At 69.3% G+C, this 18,579-nt stretch carries 21 protein-coding genes; 9 read left to right on the forward strand and 12 right to left on the reverse strand.

Features of this window, described 5'->3' with window-relative positions:
* Positions 1-2: 2 nt before the first annotated feature.
* Positions 3-155, forward strand: a complete 153-nt coding sequence (locus tag E0H73_RS45765; RefSeq protein WP_165555522.1) for a hypothetical protein — start codon at positions 3-5, stop codon at positions 153-155.
* Here E0H73_RS45765 and E0H73_RS06705 read toward each other — a convergent pair.
* The 4 genes from E0H73_RS06705 to E0H73_RS06720 are packed head-to-tail and all read right to left on the reverse strand — an operon-like array spanning position 152 to position 3,591.
* On the reverse strand, positions 152-655 hold the full coding sequence (locus E0H73_RS06705; protein ID WP_131352619.1) for a VOC family protein: 504 nt from the start codon (positions 653-655) through the stop codon (positions 152-154). The genes E0H73_RS45765 and E0H73_RS06705 overlap by 4 nt on opposite strands.
* Complete coding sequence (ku, locus tag E0H73_RS06710; protein WP_131353266.1) at positions 652-1,581, reverse strand: non-homologous end joining protein Ku; 930 nt, start codon at positions 1,579-1,581, stop codon at positions 652-654. Before ku ends, E0H73_RS06705 begins: the two co-directional genes overlap by 4 nt.
* Positions 1,582-1,597: 16 nt before the next feature.
* Complete coding sequence (locus E0H73_RS06715) at positions 1,598-2,128, reverse strand: DUF6912 family protein (RefSeq protein ID WP_131352620.1); 531 nt, start codon at positions 2,126-2,128, stop codon at positions 1,598-1,600.
* The gene (locus E0H73_RS06720) at positions 2,125-3,591 is read right to left on the reverse strand and encodes a WS/DGAT/MGAT family O-acyltransferase (RefSeq protein ID WP_131352621.1); all 1,467 of its coding nucleotides are present in this window, start codon (positions 3,589-3,591) and stop codon (positions 2,125-2,127) included. Before E0H73_RS06720 ends, E0H73_RS06715 begins: the two co-directional genes overlap by 4 nt.
* Positions 3,592-3,775: 184 nt before the next feature.
* On the opposite strand from E0H73_RS06720, the gene E0H73_RS06725 reads away from it, so the two are divergent.
* A complete protein-coding gene (locus tag E0H73_RS06725) occupies positions 3,776-4,264 on the forward strand; it encodes a cupredoxin domain-containing protein (RefSeq protein WP_131352622.1) in 489 nt (162 codons plus the stop codon).
* Complete coding sequence (locus E0H73_RS06730; RefSeq protein WP_131352623.1) at positions 4,261-5,589, forward strand: hypothetical protein; 1,329 nt, start codon at positions 4,261-4,263, stop codon at positions 5,587-5,589. Before E0H73_RS06725 ends, E0H73_RS06730 begins: the two co-directional genes overlap by 4 nt.
* Here the strand turns inward: E0H73_RS06730 and E0H73_RS06735 are convergent.
* From E0H73_RS06735 to E0H73_RS06755, 5 genes are all read right to left on the reverse strand, one after another.
* Positions 5,550-6,785: a glycosyltransferase 87 family protein gene (locus tag E0H73_RS06735; protein ID WP_131352624.1), complete on the reverse strand. Its 1,236-nt coding sequence runs from the start codon at positions 6,783-6,785 to the stop codon at positions 5,550-5,552. The two genes, E0H73_RS06730 and E0H73_RS06735, sit on opposite strands and share 40 nt — an antisense overlap.
* Positions 6,782-7,453, reverse strand: a complete 672-nt coding sequence (locus E0H73_RS06740) for an HAD family hydrolase (RefSeq protein ID WP_131352625.1) — start codon at positions 7,451-7,453, stop codon at positions 6,782-6,784. Before E0H73_RS06740 ends, E0H73_RS06735 begins: the two co-directional genes overlap by 4 nt.
* Positions 7,454-7,531: 78 nt before the next feature.
* Positions 7,532-8,320, reverse strand: a complete 789-nt coding sequence (locus tag E0H73_RS06745; protein WP_131352626.1) for a DUF4097 family beta strand repeat-containing protein — start codon at positions 8,318-8,320, stop codon at positions 7,532-7,534.
* Between the two features lie 86 nt (positions 8,321-8,406).
* On the reverse strand, positions 8,407-9,705 hold the full coding sequence (locus E0H73_RS06750) for a CpaE/TadZ family protein (RefSeq protein WP_131352627.1): 1,299 nt from the start codon (positions 9,703-9,705) through the stop codon (positions 8,407-8,409).
* On the reverse strand, positions 9,705-10,364 hold the full coding sequence (locus tag E0H73_RS06755) for an SAF domain-containing protein (RefSeq protein ID WP_131352628.1): 660 nt from the start codon (positions 10,362-10,364) through the stop codon (positions 9,705-9,707). The genes E0H73_RS06750 and E0H73_RS06755 overlap by 1 nt, the downstream gene beginning before the upstream one ends.
* A 169-nt stretch (positions 10,365-10,533) precedes the next feature.
* Between E0H73_RS06755 and E0H73_RS06760 the strand changes: the two genes are divergently transcribed.
* Complete coding sequence (locus E0H73_RS06760) at positions 10,534-10,779, forward strand: helix-turn-helix domain-containing protein (RefSeq protein ID WP_131352629.1); 246 nt, start codon at positions 10,534-10,536, stop codon at positions 10,777-10,779.
* Position 10,780: 1 nt separating this feature from the next.
* Here the strand turns inward: E0H73_RS06760 and E0H73_RS06765 are convergent, their stop codons facing one another.
* Positions 10,781-11,326 carry a hypothetical protein gene (locus tag E0H73_RS06765; RefSeq protein ID WP_131352630.1) on the reverse strand — a complete coding sequence of 182 codons (546 nt, stop codon included), beginning with the start codon at positions 11,324-11,326 and terminating at the stop codon, positions 10,781-10,783.
* Positions 11,327-11,427: 101 nt separating this feature from the next.
* On the opposite strand from E0H73_RS06765, the gene E0H73_RS06770 reads away from it, so the two are divergent.
* The 5 genes from E0H73_RS06770 to E0H73_RS06790 all read left to right on the forward strand — a co-directional run bounded on the left by E0H73_RS06770 (position 11,428) and on the right by E0H73_RS06790 (position 15,605).
* Complete coding sequence (locus E0H73_RS06770; protein ID WP_131352631.1) at positions 11,428-12,108, forward strand: LysM peptidoglycan-binding domain-containing protein; 681 nt, start codon at positions 11,428-11,430, stop codon at positions 12,106-12,108.
* Position 12,109: 1 nt separating this feature from the next.
* Complete coding sequence (locus E0H73_RS06775; RefSeq protein ID WP_131352632.1) at positions 12,110-12,562, forward strand: Rv3235 family protein; 453 nt, start codon at positions 12,110-12,112, stop codon at positions 12,560-12,562.
* Positions 12,563-12,787: 225 nt separating this feature from the next.
* Positions 12,788-13,726, forward strand: a complete 939-nt coding sequence (locus E0H73_RS06780) for a VanW family protein (RefSeq protein ID WP_238163862.1) — start codon at positions 12,788-12,790, stop codon at positions 13,724-13,726.
* Between the two features lie 63 nt (positions 13,727-13,789).
* Positions 13,790-14,500 carry a helix-turn-helix domain-containing protein gene (locus tag E0H73_RS06785; protein ID WP_238163863.1) on the forward strand — a complete coding sequence of 237 codons (711 nt, stop codon included), beginning with the start codon at positions 13,790-13,792 and terminating at the stop codon, positions 14,498-14,500.
* Positions 14,501-14,570: 70 nt separating this feature from the next.
* The gene (locus E0H73_RS06790; RefSeq protein WP_131352634.1) at positions 14,571-15,605 is read left to right on the forward strand and encodes an aminoglycoside phosphotransferase/kinase family protein; all 1,035 of its coding nucleotides are present in this window, start codon (positions 14,571-14,573) and stop codon (positions 15,603-15,605) included.
* On the opposite strand, the gene E0H73_RS06795 is transcribed toward E0H73_RS06790, so the two are convergent.
* Together E0H73_RS06795 and E0H73_RS06800 are read right to left on the reverse strand one after the other, a co-directional pair.
* Positions 15,586-17,517 carry a hypothetical protein gene (locus E0H73_RS06795; protein ID WP_131352635.1) on the reverse strand — a complete coding sequence of 644 codons (1,932 nt, stop codon included), beginning with the start codon at positions 17,515-17,517 and terminating at the stop codon, positions 15,586-15,588. The two genes, E0H73_RS06790 and E0H73_RS06795, sit on opposite strands and share 20 nt — an antisense overlap.
* Entirely contained in the window at positions 17,514-18,572 is a 1,059-nt protein-coding gene (locus E0H73_RS06800) for a glycoside hydrolase family 130 protein (RefSeq protein ID WP_238163864.1), read from the reverse strand. The genes E0H73_RS06795 and E0H73_RS06800 overlap by 4 nt, the downstream gene beginning before the upstream one ends.
* Positions 18,573-18,579 lie beyond the last annotated feature (7 nt).

Raw genomic sequence — 18,579 nt, forward strand, 5'->3', positions numbered from 1 at the left:
GGATGAAGCTGCCGATGCCGACGTACGGGAACGATGACGCGGTGCGCAGCATCCAGTTGCCGGTGCTGGCGCTGCTCGGCGGGCACGGTCTGCCGGCCGAGTTCCCTGAGGAGTTCACTGCACGGCTGCTGAAGTTCGTCGCGGGACTGAGCTAGGGCCGCCAGGGCATGTGCTGGAGGGTCCAGGTGTTGCCGTCGGGATCCTTGAACCAGGCGTAGAAGACGCCGCCGAGATCTTCGGTCTCGCCGACTTCGACGCCGCGCCCGATCAACTCCTGGCGAGCGGCCTCGATGTCCTTCACGACCAGGTGGAGACCACGCAGGCTGCCCGGCTCCATATCGATCATCGGCAACCCCTGCAGGAGGCTGATCGAGCAGAACGACCCGGGCGGGGTCAGCTGCACGATGCGTACGCCGTCCGCGGGTGACACGTCGACGTCGATGTGGAACCCGGCCTGCTCGGAGTAGAACCGCTTCGCCCGGTCGATGTCGGTCACCGGCACCGGGATGAGCTCCAGCAGGAACGAACCCGGCTTCACCAACGGCGCATTGGGATCGTCCGGGATCTCCGAGGCGTCCTTCGGGATCTCGGTCTGCGTCGGCGGCGGCGCCGGGACCCCGGTCGTCGAGTCCGGGATCCCAGGCTGCTCCGTCATGCGGACTTCTTCGCAGTCTTCTTGGCGGTCTTCTTCGCCGGCGCCTTCTTGGCCGCGGCCGCCTTCTTGGCCGGTGCCTTCTTGGCAGCGGCGGCCTTCTTCGCGGGAGCCTTCTTGGCCGGCTCAGCGTCTCCGGATCCGCCCGCGCGCCGGGCCTTGGCGGCCTCGACGGAGGCACGCAGGGCGGCGACGAGGTCGACGACCTCGGCCCCCTCGGTCTCCTCTTCCTCGGTCTCCGGCAGCGGCACGCCCGCGGCCTTCGCCTCGACCACCTTCTCCAGCGCCGACCGGTACTCGTCGTGGTACTGGTCCGGGTCGAACTCGCCGCGCAGCGTGTCGATGTACGACGACGCCATCGCCTTCTCCTGGGAGCGGATCTCCACGTCCTCGGGCGGAGCGGCGAACGACGCGTCGCGGACCTCGTCCGGCCACAGCATCACCTGCAGCACCATGATGTCGTCGACCGTCCGCAGGAGACCCAGGCTCTCCCGCGACCGCAGCGCCACCTTGACCAGCGCGTAGAGCTCGGAGCCCTCGAGCGCGTCCCGGAGCAGCACGTACGGCTTGGCGCCCGGCCCGCCGTCGGCCTGCAGGTAGTAGGACTTGCCCAGGTACAGCGGGTCGACCTGGTCCGAGGGCACGAACTCGAGGACGTCGATGACCTTCTTGCTGGACAGCGGCAGGTCGGCGAAGTCGTCCGGCTCGAGCACCACCATCCGCCCGTCGGCCATCTCGTAGCCCTTGCCGATGTCGGAGTACGGCACTTCCTCGCCGTCGATCGAACAGACCCGCTTGTACTTGATCCGCCCCCCGTCGGCGACGTGGACCTGGCGGAACGAGATGTCCTTCTCCTCGGTCGCCGAGAACACCTTGATGGGGATCGTCACCATCCCGAACGAGATGGCACCCTTCCAGATCGCCTGCATCGCCATCAGCTCCCTGTCAGCTCGGGCCCGTCACGCCGCCGCGGGATCTCTCCGCGACGAGCAGATCGGGGACCTCCTGTGTCGCATACCACAGCAGATCTTCACCCTCGCACGAATCGAGGGCGAAAAGTGCGTCGTCGTCACCGTTCTGGGCGGCGTCCCACAGGTCGGCGGCCTTCCCGACCACGGGACCCGCGCCCGCAGCGTCCAGGTGCACGGCCGCGACCGACGTCCACGGGATCACCACGTGCAACTCCAGCCGGGCGTCCCCCAGCTCGACCGAACCATCGGCCGGCGGTATGGCGCTCACCTCGGCGGCCACCACAACACGGCGCCGGGCCGTGTCCGGATCGGCCGCGAGCAGTCCGACCGAGGCTCGAGCAGCCTGCGCCATCGCGGCGTACTCGAGCTCCTCGTCGTCGCCCTCGGCGTACCACTCCCGCAGCGCCGGTGTGACGGCGTACGCGGTCAGCGGCGCCGGGCCGAGCTCGCCGACTGTGCAGGCGACGCCCAGCAATCGCAGTGCGGATGGGATGTAGACCCTCATGTACCCGCCTTCTTGGGAGTGCCGCGGGGTTTCTTCCGGCCCCGGGAGGCCCGGTTGTGGCTGCCCTTGGTGGTGTCGAGCAGCTCGTCCAGCGCATCCGTCACACATTGGGCGAAAACAGCGAGGTCGGGCATCGCGGTGCGGTCCGCGTTCAGCCCGAAGGAGACCTTCCCGTCGTACGACGTGACGCCGACGGACAGCCCCTGACCGGGCATCAACGGCACCACCGGGTACGACGCGAGCATCGGCGCACCCTTGGCGTACAGCGGGAACTGCGGTCCGGGCACGTTGGTGATGACCACGTCGTCGATCGGCCGAACCGTCGTGGTGGCGACCCGGGCGGCCAGCGCGTGCAGCGTGGTCGGGGCGAACCCGGCGATGCCGACGAGCGACCGGGCACTGACCGCGCGGCCGGTGTCCTTGTGCACCTTGGTCTGGTACGAGATCTGGTGCAGCCGCATGACCGGGGAGTTCTCGCCGACCGGCAGGTTCACCGTCGAGGCGATCACCCGGGAGCCGAGCGAGGTCGGCTCGTCGTCCTCGTCGTCGCGGATGCTCACCGGGACCACCGCGCGCACGTTGCGGGTCGGCCCGACGCCCTCACCCCGCGTCATCATCCAGGCCCGGAACGCACCCGCCACGACCGCGAGGACCACGTCGTTGACCGTGCCGCCGTGCATCGCCCGGACGGTCCGGTAGTCCTCCAGGTCTGTCTGCACGGTGGTGAACCGGCGCTGACCTGATGTCTTCACGTGCAGTGAGCTCTCCTGCGCGTGCCGCTGCGCTGCCAGTGAGCCGACCACATCGCCGAGCACCTCGCGGACCGAGGTGGAGCCGGTCAGGCTGGCCATCTCGGCACGGGCCAGCTCGAGCACCGCGGTCGGGTGGCGGGTGGCGTCGGCGAACACGCCGGCCAGCAGCTCCAGCGCGGACGGCGGGTGGTCCGGCTGCCAGGTGTCGGTCGGCGTCTCCCGCGGATGCGCGGTCGCGTCCAGCACGACCTGGCCGATGTCGACCGTACTGTTGCCGTCGACAAGGGCCTGGTGGGACTTGGCGATGATCGCGAACCGGTCACCCTGCAGGCCCTCGACCAGGTACATCTCCCAGAGCGGGCGGGCCCGGTCCAGCCGCCGGGACATGATCCGGGCGACCAGCTCCAGCAGCTGCGCGTGGGTCCCGGGCCGGGGCAGTGCGGAGCGCCGTACATGGAAGGTGATGTCGAACTCTTCGTCGTCCACCCAGACCGGGCCGGCGAACCGGCCGGGCACCTGCTGCACCCGCTGCCGGTACCGCGGCACGAACGCGATCCGGTCCCGGATCAGCGCGACCAGGCTCTCGTAGTCGAACCCGTCACCGGAGTGCACCGGCGGCTCGAAGATGTCGACCGTCCCGACGTGCATCGGGGTGGCCGGCGACTCGGCCTTGAGGAAGGTGAGGTCCAGCGACGTCAGCCGATCCGGCATCCGATCACCTTCCTCTCGCAGTCGAAGCTTGTCTCGTCACCCTAGCGGCCAGGTCCGACAGTGGGCTGCGACACTGGCCGAAGAGCTGTTTCTGGGAACACTGAGCTATCCGTGTTCGTCAGGCAAGAGGGCGTGTCCCGCGTCCTGAGAAACCGAAGAGACCCCTTGAAAGGCCCCTCGACCCATGCGTTCGACGCTCACTCGCGGTACCGCCGCCGCTCTTCTCCCCACCCTCGGCCTGCTGGTCCTGGCCGGCTGCGGCAGCGGTGACTCCGACAGCGGCGCGAGTCCGAGCAGCCCGCCGAGCACCCCGGCCAGTACGCCGAGCGACCTGCCGACGATGACCGCGACGCCGGGCAAGCCGAACTCCTCCAGCCCGTCGAACACCGCGGACCCGTCCGGCGAGCAGGCCGACGTGACCATCAACGTCACCGTTGCCAACGGCAAGGTGAACCCGAGCGGCGCGACCGTCAAGGCGAAGGCCGGCCAGAGCGTGCTGGTGACCGCGGTCAGCGACGCCGACGAAGAGCTGCACATCCACGGCTACGACAAGGAGCTGGAGCTGACGCCCGGCAAGCCCGCCTCGGTCAAGTTCACCGCGAACATGAAGGGCACCTTCGAGATCGAGACGCACAAGAGCGGCAAGCTGGTCGCCAAACTCGTCGTCTCGTGATCACACTTCTGCTCCCGCTGCACGGGATCGGTGGCCGGCAGGACCTACCGATCCCGTTCGGCCTCGCGGTCGGTGGGGCCGCGGTCGCGGTCGCCGTCTCGTTCGTCGTGCTCGCGCTGGCCTGGCGCAGCCCGAAGTACCGCGGTAATGCCTCCGGGAAGCCGTTGCCTGCCGCAATCACCCGGACGGTCGACGCCAGCTGGTTCCGCTGGCTGGTCCGGGTGGTCGGGCTGGCGACCTTCCTCTACGCGATGACGTCGCTCGTGTTCGGCGTGGACCGGCTGACCAACCCGATCTTCGGGTTCATCTACATCCTGGTCTGGGTCGGCCTGGTGCCGATCTCGATCGTGTTCGGCCCGGTCTGGCGGACGCTGAACCCGCTGCGGACGCTCCACCTCCTGCTCTGCAAGGCATTGCGGCAGCCGCCTTCGAAGGGCCTGCTGGAGCTCTCGCCGCGGCTCGGACTCTGGCCGGCCACGCTGGGGATCTTCGCCTTCACCTGGCTCGAGCTGGTCGCACCGGACCGGGCCACCATCCCGGTCCTGCAGGCGTGGATGGCGCTGTACGTCGTGATCACGATGTTCGGAGCGATCCTGTTCGGCGACCGGTGGTTCTCGACCGCCGACCCGTTCGAGGTCTATGCGACTCTGATGTCCCGGTTGTCACCGTGGGGCCGTCGTACTGACGGTGCACTGGTGGTCCGCCGGCCGCTGGAGAACCTGGACGGCCTCAAGCCGCTGCCCGGCCTCGTCGGCATGGTCTCCGCGCTGCTCGGCTCCACGGCGTACGACGGGTTCTCGAACTCGTCGGCGTGGATCGGCTGGGCGCAGGACCAGGACGTGTCGATGACCGTGCTCGGCACCTGTGCGCTGATCGTGTTCATCCTGTTCGTGCTGGTGACGTACTCCGGTGCCACTCTGCTGGCCGGGCGCCTCTCGGACAGCTCCCGGACGTCACTGCCACGTCTGTTCGCGCACTCCGTCATACCGATCGCCCTCGGATACGTCATTGCGCACTACCTGACGCTGTTCATCCTCGAGGGGCAGCGGACGCTGATCTACCTGAGTGACCCGCTCAGCAACGGCGCCAACGTGTTCGGCACCGGGCTGCTCGCGGTGAACACCGGCATCACCAACCACAGCACCGCAATCGCCGTCATGCAGGTGCTGGCGGTGGTGGGCGGCCACCTGCTGGGTGTCGTCTCGGCGCATGACCGCGCCGTCGCTCTGTTCCCCCGGAACAAGGCTCTGGCCGGTCAGATCCCGCTGCTGGTCGTGATGGTCGGCTACACCGCGGGTGGCTTGCTGCTCTTGTTCTCGTCCTGACGCGTGAGCGAACGGCTGGTGACGGCGAGCAGGATGAAGGCGAGCATGCCGAGGATCAGGTGGGAGTTGCCCGGGATCGACTGCCAGAAGGTCCAGTTGAGCTCGCGGTCGTCGCGGTAGGGCACCCACCAGATCGACCGCAGTACGAACAGGCCGTACCAGAGCACGCCGGTGACCACCGCGGGGTTGAGACCCCAGACCCGGTTCACGCCGCGGATCAGGCTCACGCCGAGCGGGATGATCCAGACCCAGTGGTGACTCCACGAGACCGGTGACGCGTACAGCACGGCCAGCGCCATCACGGAGATCGCGGTGACCCGCTCGTCGGCCAGCCAGTAGCGCCGGGACAGCCAGAGCACCAGCAGACCGAACACGGCAGAGAGCACGAACCACGTCGGCTGCACCCAGCTCGCGTCGTTGCCGAGCCGGTGCAGGAAGCCGTTGAACGACTGGTTTCCGGTGTAGGCCAGACCGCCGACCCGGTTCGCGTCCAGGATGACGTCGGTCCAGTACCGCCAGGACTGGTGCGGCACGATCGCGAACCCGATCGCCATGGTGGCCAGCAGGCCGAACACGGCGTTGCGCAACGCGCGCCACTGCTTGGTGACGATCAGCAGCGCCAGGAACGGCAGCGGCGTCAGCTTCACGCCGATCGTCACACCGAGCCAGAAGCCGCGCAGCCGGGCGTCGGCCGGCCGGACCAGGTCCAGCAGGATCATTGCCGTCAGCAACAGGTTGATCTGGCCGAACTGCAAGGTCTGCCAGACCGGTTCGAGCAGCAGCGACAGCACCGTCAGCGCGGCCAGCACTGCGGTCCGCTTGCGCTGGGTGAAGAACGACCAGAACGTCTTGGTCAGGCTGGTCCGCCAGATCAAGGTGATGCACAGCACCGAGATGGTGGTCCAGACGACCAGCGCGACGCCCCATGGCACGGCGGCCAGCGGGACCATCGCGATCGCGGCGAACGGCGGGTAGGTGAACGGCAGCCCGGACCCGGCCAGCTGCGCGTCGTACAGGGCGTCGCCGTGCAGCAGCACCGAACCGCCCATCCGGTACACCCGGAGGTCGATCATGCCGTCGAACAGACCGGCGATCCACGCGCCGAGCGCGACCAGGGCCGCGCAGACCGCGATCACGATCAGGATCCGGCGCAGTGCGAGCGGGCGGGGAGAGGAGGTGGTGGTCGTCACGGTCACGTCAGGTCGGCTCCGAACAGGGATTCCAGGGCGCGGCGGGTCTCGTCGTACGAGGTGTGCAGGATGCCGGTCATGCCGAGCGCGCGGGCGCCCTTGACGTTGAGCTCCAGGTCGTCCACGAACACGCACTCCTCCGGCTTCAGGTCGAGCCGGCGGGCGGCGAGCAGGAAGATCTCCGGGTCGGGTTTGCGCATCCCCACCTCACCGGAGATGACGATGTCGTCGAACATCCCGTCCCAGGTGTCCCGCGGGTAGGTGTTGCCCCAGGAGTTCGACAGCAATGCGGTGCGGATTCCGTGCGACCGGGCCCGGCGGACCAGTGCGGACATCGCCGGCTGGTGCTCGAAGTGCGCGAACATCCGCTCGATCAACCCTTCCGCGGGCACCGGCGTACCGTCGCGGCGCAGCAGGATCGAGGCGAGCTTGCGCTCGAAGTCCGGTACGGCGATCTGTCCGCGCTCCAGCGCGTGGACCGGGTTCAGCTCGGCCTCGGCCGTGGCGTCGGCCGGGTTCTCGGCGGGCAGCCAGGCCAGCACCGCCTGCAGGTAGGAATCGAAGTCGAACCCGTCGAGCTCGGCCCACCGGCGCAGCGCCTCCTCCAGTCCGGAGGTCAGCACCCCACCCCAATCCACCAGTAGCCCGCGCAGCTCGACCTTCCCGTCCGACATGCGCGCAAGCCTACTCAGCACATGGGCGGCCTCACGCTGCCGGTCCTGCCGGTCACTCGCCGTACACGTGTCGTCAGGTCAGTGGGCGTACTCGACCGTGACGTCGCCGGAGGAGGTCTTGGCGTCGATGGTGCGGGTGGCGGTCGGGGCGACCGTGACGGTGGCGGACTCGTCGCCTGACGAGGTCTCGGTGTCCACCTTGTACGCCTCGGCGTCGTTGGGGACGCGGATCGTCACGTCACCCGAGCTCGCCTCCGAGTCCACCGACTGCGGCGCCGTGGCGAACTCCAGGTCGGCGTCGCCGGAGCTGCTCTTCGTCGTCACCGACGTCGCGGTCAGGCCGTCCGCCTCCTGGTCACCCGAGCTGGACTCGAGCCAGAGCGATCCGCCGACGTCGTGCACCTCGATGTCGCCGGAGCTGGTCTTGAGGTTCGCCCCGCCCTCCAGCCCGGAGACCGTGAGATCACCGCTGGAGCTCTCCAGCGTCACCTTGAGCTCCTTCGGCACGGTCAGGGTGTAGTGCGTCTCGCAGCCGAACGACAGGGGCCCACAGCCGGTGTCGCGCAGCTCGAGCTTGCCGTCGTCGTACTGCTCCTTCGGGTCGGAACCCAGCACGTTCCGCTCGAACTGCCGCTCGACCCGCACGTCGGAGACGTCACCGGCGCGGACCTCGACGCTCGCCGACTTGGCCTCGACCAGCAGCGAGTCGCCCTGCACGGGGTAGCTCGTCTGGCTCGTCTTGGTGTCCTCGGTGAGCCCGGTCAGAGCCCAGTAGACCCCGCCCAGGATCAGCGCGACGGAGATGGCGATCCCGTACCGCCGCTCGGGACTCATCGTGCTCGTCGGCCGGCCTTGGACCTGGGACATGCTTCCCCCTCAGGGTGTGACACCTACCTGCTCACCCTGACACATCCCCGCACCGGTGTCGGTGGGGTTTTCCCCCGGATCGCCACCTACCCGACCCTGAGTCCGGAGTCCTGATGGGCCCGGCTCGGGAAGCCCTCGGCGACGACGGCGGCGAGCTGCTGGAGTGCTTTGCGGAGCTTGCTGGACCGGGCCGCCTCGGCCAGGGTGCGGCCCGCGGCCATCGCCGCGTCGACGGCGTTCTGGTCGTTCGGGAGCAGCGCGGTGACCGGGACCCCGGCGTACCGGTCGAGGGCCTCGGTGACCGCGTCGGCCGGGGAACTGCCGAGCGAACCGGAGCGGATACGGTTGACCACGACCCTGACGTCCGCCGACGGCACCACCGCCCGGAGCTCGTGGATCGCGCGGATCAGCCGGGTCAGTCCGACCGGGTCGGCCGCACCGACGACGATCACCTCGTCGGCCTCCTCCAACGTCGCCAGGGTCGCGCCGTTGCGCCGCGGCGCCAGCGAGTCGAAGGAGATCTCCTCGTCGCTCTCGATGCAGAACCCGACGTCGACCACAGTGCACGGCGCGAGCATCCGCGCGGTCGACCAGATCGATTCGACCGCCGCCGGCCGTAGCTCCGTCCACCGGTCCGCCCGGCTGAGCCCGGTCAGCACCAGCAATCGTGGCTCCACCTGCCGCGCGTGCTTCGCCAGCATCGGCATGTCCAGAGCGCCGCTCGCCGCTGATCGTGCGGCCGCCGCCAGGCCCGCCGTCTCGTCCAGCATCCCGAGCTGCTGCGCGACGGTCCCGCCGTACACATCGGCGTCGGCCAGCAGCGTTGGTACGCCCTTTGCTGCGAGCTCGCTGGCCAGTCCCACTGCGACCGTCGTTCGTCCGGGAGCGCCGGTCGGGCCCCAGACCGCGATCATCCGGCCACTGCCGTTGCTGTACTCCGGTGGTGGGTTGCCGGCCGTCTCCGGCGTCACCGGCACGAACCCGCCCGAGAAGTGCGAAGCCGTGATGGGCGGTCCGGCGTCCACGGCACCGGTGACGGCCCGGCCGAGGTCTTCTGGGCTGACGTCGGCCGGCAGGATCCGCTCGATGCCCATCCGGCTGAGGCGGTCCTCCGTACCGAACGGTTCGCCGTTCTCCGACGGGTCCACCAGCGCGACGACGGCGATCCGACGGGCGTGTAGCGCCGCCACAGCATCGGACGTGAGCCGCGGCAGATCATTCGCCAGCAGAACCGCTCGCGCCTGCCCGCTTGCAGCCGCAGCCATCACATCCGCGATGTCGACGCAGCGCCGTACGACGCGGAGGCCTGGTGCGCGCTCGGCCCGGCGCACGACGTCTGCCTCCCACGGTGCTCCGGTCACCGCGAGCAGCACTGGAACCGACATCAGCTGCCCCGCCTGACCAGCACCGGCTCACCCGAGCTCATCGCGGTCAGAGCCGCCGGGAGTCGCCGCAGATCGTCCTGATCAAGGCCGACCAGAACCTGCCGGCGGGCCGAGCCACCAGCGACCCCCTTCACCGCATCGACCTGCAGCACGCGAACGTCGCTCCACATCAGCTTGGCCGCTTGGTCCTGAGCCTTCGGGATGACCCAGATGTCGACCTGGTCACCAGCCGCAGCATCCGACGGCAGCTTCCCGGTCGCAACCGACAGTGGAAGCTCGGTGCGATTGCTCTCAGCCTCCGGTACGGCGGCTTCGCGCGGAACAAACTCCCCTGCGTCGACAGGCCGCGCGATCACCAAACCCTTGAGATCAGCGTCGGCGGCGACGTACTTGTTGGCGTCGTCGCTGCTGGTGAAGCGCACCCGCACGGTGGTGAGGTCGTCGCCGGTCAGCTTGGTCCCGGCCGGGAGGTCATGTTTGGCGGCCCAGATCGTCGTGGTGTCGTCAGCGGACGAGAGCAGCTTCGCGCCGGCCAAACCGGTGACAGCGACGAGCAGAACACCCAGGAGCAGTCGGCCGTCCTTCCAGCGCGCCCGTCGGTTGCGCTGGGCGGGCGCGGACGGCGCTCCGAACCCACTCCGCACTGCTGTGTCGACCACGTCGGGCTCCCCAGTCACTCGATCCGTCTGCGCGGACATTCTGCCGTGTCCAGCGGCGCACCGTGCACGGTCATCCACAGGCAGTCACAGGCTGGGGACAAACCCGGCCATCCGGGTGCCAACCATGGCAAACTGACGGAACCAGCCACGATGTGAAGGAGTAGGACGGATGCCGGGTCCGCGTTTCCTCCAGCTCGCCGACGTCGCCGAGGTGCTCAACATCTCCGCGAACCAGGTCTACGCGCTGGTGCGTCGCGGCGACATCCCGGCGGTCAAGATCGGCGGCCGCGGCCAGTGGCGGGTCGAGGCGACCGAGCTGGAGAAGTACATCGAGCGGCTGTACACCGAGACCCGGGAGTTCATCGACGCCCACCCGTTCGGCGAGGAAGCCGAGCAGGCAGAGGACCTGCACTGAGTCAGCGGCGCCGCAGCGCGCACAGGGCGGCGGTCGGGACCAGCCTGACGTTGTAGACCTCGCTCCGCCGCCGCGGTGCGTCGAGCGGATGCTCGGCGATCTCCACGAAGTCCGCACCGACCCGATCGATCGTCCCGGTGACCGGGACGCCCCCGCAGAACAACGTGACCGGTGAGCGGTCCCGCGCGATCCCGCGCAGCAGGTGGGCCAGGCCCAGCTTCCCCGCCACCGCCCCGACTGCCGGCTCCGCCCACGGTCCGAGCCGATGCACGGCGACCAGCGCGCCGACCGGGATCAGCCACTCCTCGGCCCGCTCCGCCTCGATCAGCAGGCAGTCCTTCCCCACTCGCGTGAGCATCCCCTGCACGGGCTCGGCGTCGGTCACCTCGACCCGTACGACGGTGTCCACGGCGCCGCGGAGGCGGTCGAGCACGGTGATCTTGCCGACCTCGGTCCGGATCCGGTCCGCGACCTCGCCGTACAGGTCTCCCTCCTGCAGCGCCTCGAACTGCGACTCCAGGTCCTGGAACAACGCGTCCCATCGCATCCCCCGAACCTACCGCAGCACTTGCCAACTGCCATGATCCGGGATCTATAGTGGTGCAACCAAAGCAAACTCAAGCAAACTCATGGATCACGAGGGAACCGATGACACGGGGAGTGAAGGGCGCGTTCACGCTGACGGCGCTGGCCGGGGTCGGCCTCGGTCTGCGCTGGGCGACCGCGGGCTCGATCGGCGCGGCGAGCAGCCGCGATCTCGACTCGATGGCGGTCCTCGCGGTCGGCACGGTCGCGTGGGTCGCGTACGGGTGGCTCGTGCTCGCGATGCTCGCGACGGTCCTCGAGCAACTCCCTGGCGTCGCCGGAGCCGCCGCGTCCGCGATCGCCGGCCGGATCACCTCGAGGACCGCCCGCACCCTCCTGCGGTCTGCGCTGGGCGTTGCTGCGGTCACTCCGCTCACGCTCACCACCGCTCACGCCGACCCCGTCGAGGGGACGGCGCGCCCATGGACTCAGGTGGAGCCTCGCTCCACCGTCCAGCCCGAGGCCCAGTCGCCGGCGCGAGTCGGCGTACCGGACCGCCCTACCGCTGGGGCGCCCACGCGCTACACGACGGTCCGCTCAGGACGGCCGGTGCGAGTCGTCCGGCCCGGGGAGTCGCTCTGGCGCATCGCTGCCGACGAACTCGGTGCCAGCGCGACGGACGCGGAGATCGCAGGGCGCTGGCCGGATTGGTACGGCGCGAACCGCCGGCTGATCGGCTCCGACCCCGACCTCATCCACCCCGGCCAGGTCCTTCACACGCCGCCCACCTCCCAGGAGAACTGACATGAACAACCTGTCAACGGTCAGCCGGCCGGACTCCATCGCCGAAACGCACTCGAACGTGCGGCGGCTGCGGGCCGTACCGAACCCTGAGCACCAGCGGCCCACGGTCCGGCCAGGGATGCCGGATGCGGTGGCGTGGGCGTCCCGGTTGGTGCAGGCGATGTCGGAGGTGATCGCCGGCGATCGGCCGATCTCGCAGCTGGTGCGGTTCGCGGACGAGGAAGTGTTCGCGGAGCTGAACCGCCGGGTGCGGCTACTGGGCTTGACCACCACGGCCACGGGACGCGGTGCACACGAGCGCAGTGTGATCCGGTCGATCCGGGTGTGTACGCCGGCCCATCGGGTGGCGGAGGTCGCGGCTCACGTGCGGCACGGCGACCGGTCGCGCGCCATCGCGTTGCGGATGGAGGTCCGCCGCAACCGGTGGGTCTGTACGGCGCTCGAGCTCGGCTGACTGAGCGGTCAGGCGAACTCTCGTGGAACTACGAACGTCTCACGGAGCGCAATCGGATCGTGCTGCTGCCGTCACGTGGCTGCCGCAGGCACGGCGTACGTTAACCGGATCGGTCGAGCGATCGGTCTTCGTCGTTCGGGGGAACGAATGTCTGACACGACTCTCAGCAGGACGCTGGATTCTCTTCCTTCACAGGCTCACTCGGCAGACCCGGAGTCCACTGGGGTGACTCCGGGTGTGCCGTGGCGGATCGGGTTGGCGCAGCTCAGCGATGCCGAGCGGGCGCGGGTGCTGCCCGCGCTGCGGCGGCAACGATGGGCCGAGCGGATCCCGGTGCTGTACCCGGTGGCGGTGCGCTACCACCGGGTGCTGCGGCGGATCGAGTGGCTGCGATCCAGGACGCCGTACGCGCAGACGCGGCAGGTGGACGACCTGCCGGTGCGGGTGAAGCGGCACAAGTCGCTGCTGCTGCGAGAGCTCGGCGAGACCGAGATGTGGATGCAGCACAACAAGGTGACGAACCTGAGGCTCGCCTGTGCTCAGGTGGACGGGCTGCTGATCCGGCCGGGTGAGACGTTCTCGTTCAACAAGCTGGTGGGGAACGCGACGCGCCGCAAGGGCTACGTGCGGGGCATGCGGTTGTCGAACGGGCAGGCGCGGCCCGGCATCGGTGGCGGCATCTGCCAGCTCGCGAACCTGCTGCACTGGATGGTGCTGCACTCCCCGCTGACGGTCACGCAGCGGTCGACGCACAGCTTCGACCCGTTCCCGGACAACGGCCGGGTGCTGCCGTGGGGCGTGGGGTGCAGCATCGTTTACAACTACGTGGATCTGCAGTTCCGCAACGACACCGACCGGACGTTCCAGCTGCGCGTGGGGGTCGGCGAGCGCTACCTCGAAGGCGACATCCTCGCTGACGCACCGACCGATGCGTCATACCGGGTGTTCGCTCGCGGCGAGCGCTTCCTGCGGGTCGGCGCGGACTACTTCCGCCGCAACGAGATCTGGCGCACCGTCATCGATCGCCGTACCGGCACGGCCCTGCGCGAGGAGCGTCTGCGCGAGAACGTTGCCCTGGTCAAGTATGTCCCGACGGGCGGGCACGTCCTGGACGTCGTACCTCTGCGTGACGCCCGAGCGGGCCAGGACTCCGGCTGCGGGTAGTTGCGGATACCAACTGGGACACGCCCGACTGAAACTGTCGGCGGGGCGTTGCAGACTGGTGGGGTGAGTCAGGTTGGTGAGCCGTACCGGGAGCGTCCTGCGCTGCTGCCCGGGGCTGCATTGTGGACCCGGACGGCAGCGGGTGGCGAGTACCGGATTCTCCCCGACGGCTGTATGGACCTGTTGTTCATGCATGACGACCTGGTCGTGTCCGGGCCGGACAGCCGCGCGTACACCGGGATCGCGGACGCCGGGACGAGGTACGCCGGGATCCGGTTCTCGCCCGGAGCCGCGCCGGACTTCTTCGGCGTACCCGCAAAGGAACTGTTGAACGAGCGGGTCCCGCTGCGCGAACTGTGGTCGCCTGCGCGAAGCCGCCGCCTGCTGGACCAGGTGCGTTCGGCGCCCGTGCCCGCACTGGCGCTGGACCAAGCCGTCGCGAGTCTGGCGGAGGAGCCGCAGGACCGACTGATCAGGCACGTACTGCGGAGCATCCGCGCCGGGATGCTGCGCGGTGAAGCCGGTGTGATCAGCCTCGCGAGCAGCGTCGGTCTGAGCGAGCGTCAACTGCACAGACGCTGCCTGAACGCGTTCGGCTACGGGCCGAAGATGCTCGACCGGGTCCTGCGCATGAACGTCGCCCTCGACCACGCCCGCACCGGTGCCGCCCTCGCCGACGTCGCGGCCCTGCACGGGTACGCCGACCAGGCTCACCTCAGCCGCGACGTGAAGGCACTGACCGGCCTCCCACCGGGAACTCTCCTGCTGCGCTGATCCCAAGGCGCTGATCTCACTGTGGTCATCCTGCTGCGCTGAGCCGGATGGCGTGTCAGCATTGCTGTTCATGACCGCTGACGCCGACGTCAGAACGACGACATTGCGGCACAACCCCTTGAACGCGGTGACGGCGACGGTCGAGCGCCTCACCTATCCCGACGGCAGCACCGCGATCCGCAAGCAGCTGCGGAAACCGGTCCTGTCGAGCGGCCCCTGGGCCGCTTCCACCGATCCGCGGCACTGGAACTACTGGCGCCGCGAACTCGAGGTGTACGCCGACGACGAACTCCGCAAGCAGGTCGCCGACGCCGGCCTGGTGCTGCCGGCCGCGCAGCTCGCCGAGCACGACGACCACGCCGTACTGATGCTCGAGGACATCGGCGGCACGCCGGGGACCCAGTTCAGCCTGGCCGAGCATGCCGCGCTGGCACGGGCCTGCGGGCGCTGGCAGGCGCGACCCGCCACCACACAACCGTGGACCTCGACCGGATTTCTGCGCGACTACTCGACCAGCCGCGACGTGCCGTGGCACTTGGCCGACGACGACGCGGCCTGGCAGCAGCCATTGATCGCCGAGACATCGCCGCCCGGGCTGCGGTCGGCGTGGCTGCACCTGCTCGCCCACCGCGACGACCTGCTCAATCTGGTCGCGAGTTTGCCGCGGGCGCGCTGTCACCTCGACCTGTGGGTTTGCAACGTGATCCAGCGGCCGACCGGCGAGATCGCCTTGCTGGACTGGGCGTTCACCGGCGACGGCGCCCTCGGCGAGGACATCGGCAACCACATCCCGGACGCGGTCTTCGACCTGTTCTGGCCGGCCGAGCGGATGGGCGAACTGGCCGAGACCTGCATCGGCAACTACCTCGACGGCTTGCACGAGGCCGGCTGGCGAGGGGACCCCGACCAGGTCCGCCTCGCCGTGATGGCCTCAGGCGTCAAGTACGCCTGGTTCCTCCCCGGCCTGCTGGGCCGCGCTTCCGCGGAGTCCCACAACGCCTACCACCAGCAGGCCGACAGCCGGCACCTCTACCACCAGCGCGGTCAGGCTCTCGCCTTCGTCGCAGCCTGGTGTGCCGAGGCGCTTACCCGAGGACGACGGTGAAGCCGCCGGGCTGCACCGAGACCTGCGACGGCTTGCCCTGCGAGTGCAGCTTGCCCGTCGACGTATACGAGTAGGCGATTCGGCCGGTCGCGCTGACCTTGCGGGGGTGCGAGTCGACGCTGGTCAGCAATGTGGCGGTCCCCAGCCGGAGCATGCTGATGCTGGGGATGAGGAGGAGTGCGTCCACCTGGGCCGGTCCCGTGGCCGAGGCGGCGAGTTGGGTCGCGTTCGGCGGGAGTGGCGTGGCCAACGTGATCGGGAGCAGGGCACCCGGGGCGGCGGAGATGCCTTGTGGGCCACCCGCTCCGTGGTCGATGGTGCCGAGCCGCCGGGAACCACTGGTCCAGGTGGTGTGACCCGCGTCTGGGGTGTCGACGAGGTTCACGATCGGGAGCACCAGGCGTGCCTGAGGCGACGAAGGCAGGGTCCACTGCGCCGACGTACCTGCGGTCAGTGAGAGGTAGGAGCCGTTGCTCCATTGGGATTCACCGGTCCAGGCGGACGGCGGGGTGACCTTCTCTCCACCGGTGGCGGCTTCGCCTTCGACAACTCTCAGTCCGTCGTACGCCGGGGTTGCGCTGCCCAACTGCTGTGCGAGGTGAGCGACGGCCGGTGAGGCGTCCAGGGCGAGCATCGACAGCTGGCCGTGGATGCTGGACTCGGCGCCCGAGTTGAAGTTGACCACGCCGTCGCCGGACACGCCGTCGTACGTGCGGCCGGTGGTCGCGTCGTACATCGGGGTGCCGGCGCGGTTGGCGCCGAAGTACCAGGCTGCGACGAAGGAGGCGACCTGCCGGAGGCCGGGGAGGCCGACCGCCAGCAGGCCTTGCAGCCGGGCGTCGACGCCGTACGCGATCTGCGTACGGTCGATCGGCGCAGGGAGCCAGCCGTTGTCGGGACCGCCGGCAGTGAGCAGCAGCGGCGTGAACCCGGCGGTGTCGCCGATCGCCGGGTCGAGCAGACGGCTCGAGTCGAGCACCGACGACGCAGCCGCGAGTGCGGAGGGCATCTGTGCACCCCACGCGTGCCAGTCGGAGATCGACTCGCCCCACGGCATCAGTGCGCGGAACGGCCACTTCGTCGTCGACCCAGCGCTCATCGCAGCAACACCTTCGGCGAACTGCATCAGCGCATGACGTGCCCGCGCCGACCCGCCGGCCCGGACGTACGCCGACAACCCGAGAACCGCCTCGGACGTCGCGTCAGCGCCGTTCACGATCAGCCAGGCGGGGAGACGACGACCGTCGACGATGTTCCACTGGCCGTAGCGCACCAGCACCTGCCGCTCCAGCGCGGCGATCGCCAACTCGAGCCGGTCCTTCAGGAAGTCGGCGAAGCCGCGGTCCAGTCGGCGGAAGACGGCGTACCCCTCCCCTAGCGCCCACACCGTCCGTGCCAGCCAGTACGACGGGCCGGAGTCGGAGGGGTCGGGGAGCTCGACCGGGTCGGCGCTGGGGTTCAGCGTGCCGTCCGGCTGCATCCACAGAACGACGTTCCCGTTCGTGGACTGGAGGTAGGTCAGGCCCCGGAGGAGGTCGCGGGCGGCGTTCCGGGAGGCGGCGTCACCGAACTGCTGGTAGTGCCGTAGGTAGACGACTGTGGCCCGGGCGATGTCGTCCGTGTTGTACGCGCCCTGCCCGTAGGTGTTGGTGGCGGCGTCGTACGTGCCGCCACCGATGCGCTTGTACGAGCCGTCGGACTGGCGGTCCGCATAGGTCCACAGCACTCCCAGCGGCCCCGAGCCGTAGGTCGTGTGGCCAACTTGAGCAGGCGGGGTGACCGACGTACGGAGGAAGTCGAGGTGCGCGAGGTTGCTCAGCTTGTTGCTGGAAGCAACAGCCGGCAGCGTGACGGTGGAAGCGGCGGTCAGAGCGAGCGCTCCGCCGAGGACGGTTCGGCGGGTCGGGTTCATGGCAGCCGATCCAGCCGGGCGACCCCGATGGCCGCGTCGGCCATCCCGTAGAAGACGTACCGCACCCCGTCCACCTCCTCGATGGCGGTCGGGAACACCACGTTCCCGACCGTTCCGACCTTCTCCTCCTCGGTCTCCGGAACCAGGATCGGTTCCTCGGTCCGGGCGATCACCTTGGTCACGTCGTTCGGGTCGAGCAGCAGCGCACCGGCGGCGTAGCAGACCTTCTGCGTCGTCGGGTCGAAGCCCTCCGGCTGCTCACCGGTGACGCCGTGGTGGATCACCAACCAGCCCTCGGGCACCCGCAGCGGCGCCGGCCCGGCGCCGATCTTGAGCTCCTCGAACGGGTACTCCGACATCGCCAGCAGCCGGTGCTGACGCAGGTGGACGAGATTCCGGACGTCCTCCTGAACGGCCGACACGGGCACGAACGACACCCAGATCCCCGGCCGGTCGTCGGTCACCCCGGCCGGCAGGTGCACGCCCTCGCCCTCGCGGAACCAGCCCAGGTCCCACATCGGCCGATGCAACATCGCGTACGACGGTTCGCCGTCCGGGCCGGCCACGGGTTCGGGGAAGAACACCGTGTCCTTGTTCGGGAACAGGTTCAGATCCGTGTCCAGATCCGGCTGGTACTCGAAGTGCAGCGGACCGAGCCGCCGCCACTCACGCAGATCCGACGACACCGCCAGCGCCGGCTTCGGGCCGAGCGGACCATAGGCGACGTACGTCATCACGTGCAGACCCAGCGACGGGACGAACGTCACCCGCGGGTCCTCGACGCCGGCGTTGTTCAGCCCGCGCTCCCAGCCCTCGTCCGGCGCGAGCACGACACCCTCGCGCTCGACACCGACAGGCACTCCGTCCTTGACCTCGACCTTGGCCAGGCCGACGCGGGACACGTTGCCCGTAGCAACCAGTCGCGGCAGCAGGTACAGCTGCCCGTCCGGTGTATGGCCGGTGGCGGGGTTCAGGACGCCCTCGGCCTCCAGCTCGTTGCCCGGATCGGCCGTCATCAGGACGCCGACCCGAGTGAGCGTGTAAGGAACAGTCACCACAAAA

The sequence above is a fragment of the Kribbella pittospori genome (assembly GCF_004331465.1).
Taxonomy (GTDB): Bacteria; Actinomycetota; Actinomycetes; order Propionibacteriales; family Kribbellaceae; genus Kribbella; species Kribbella pittospori.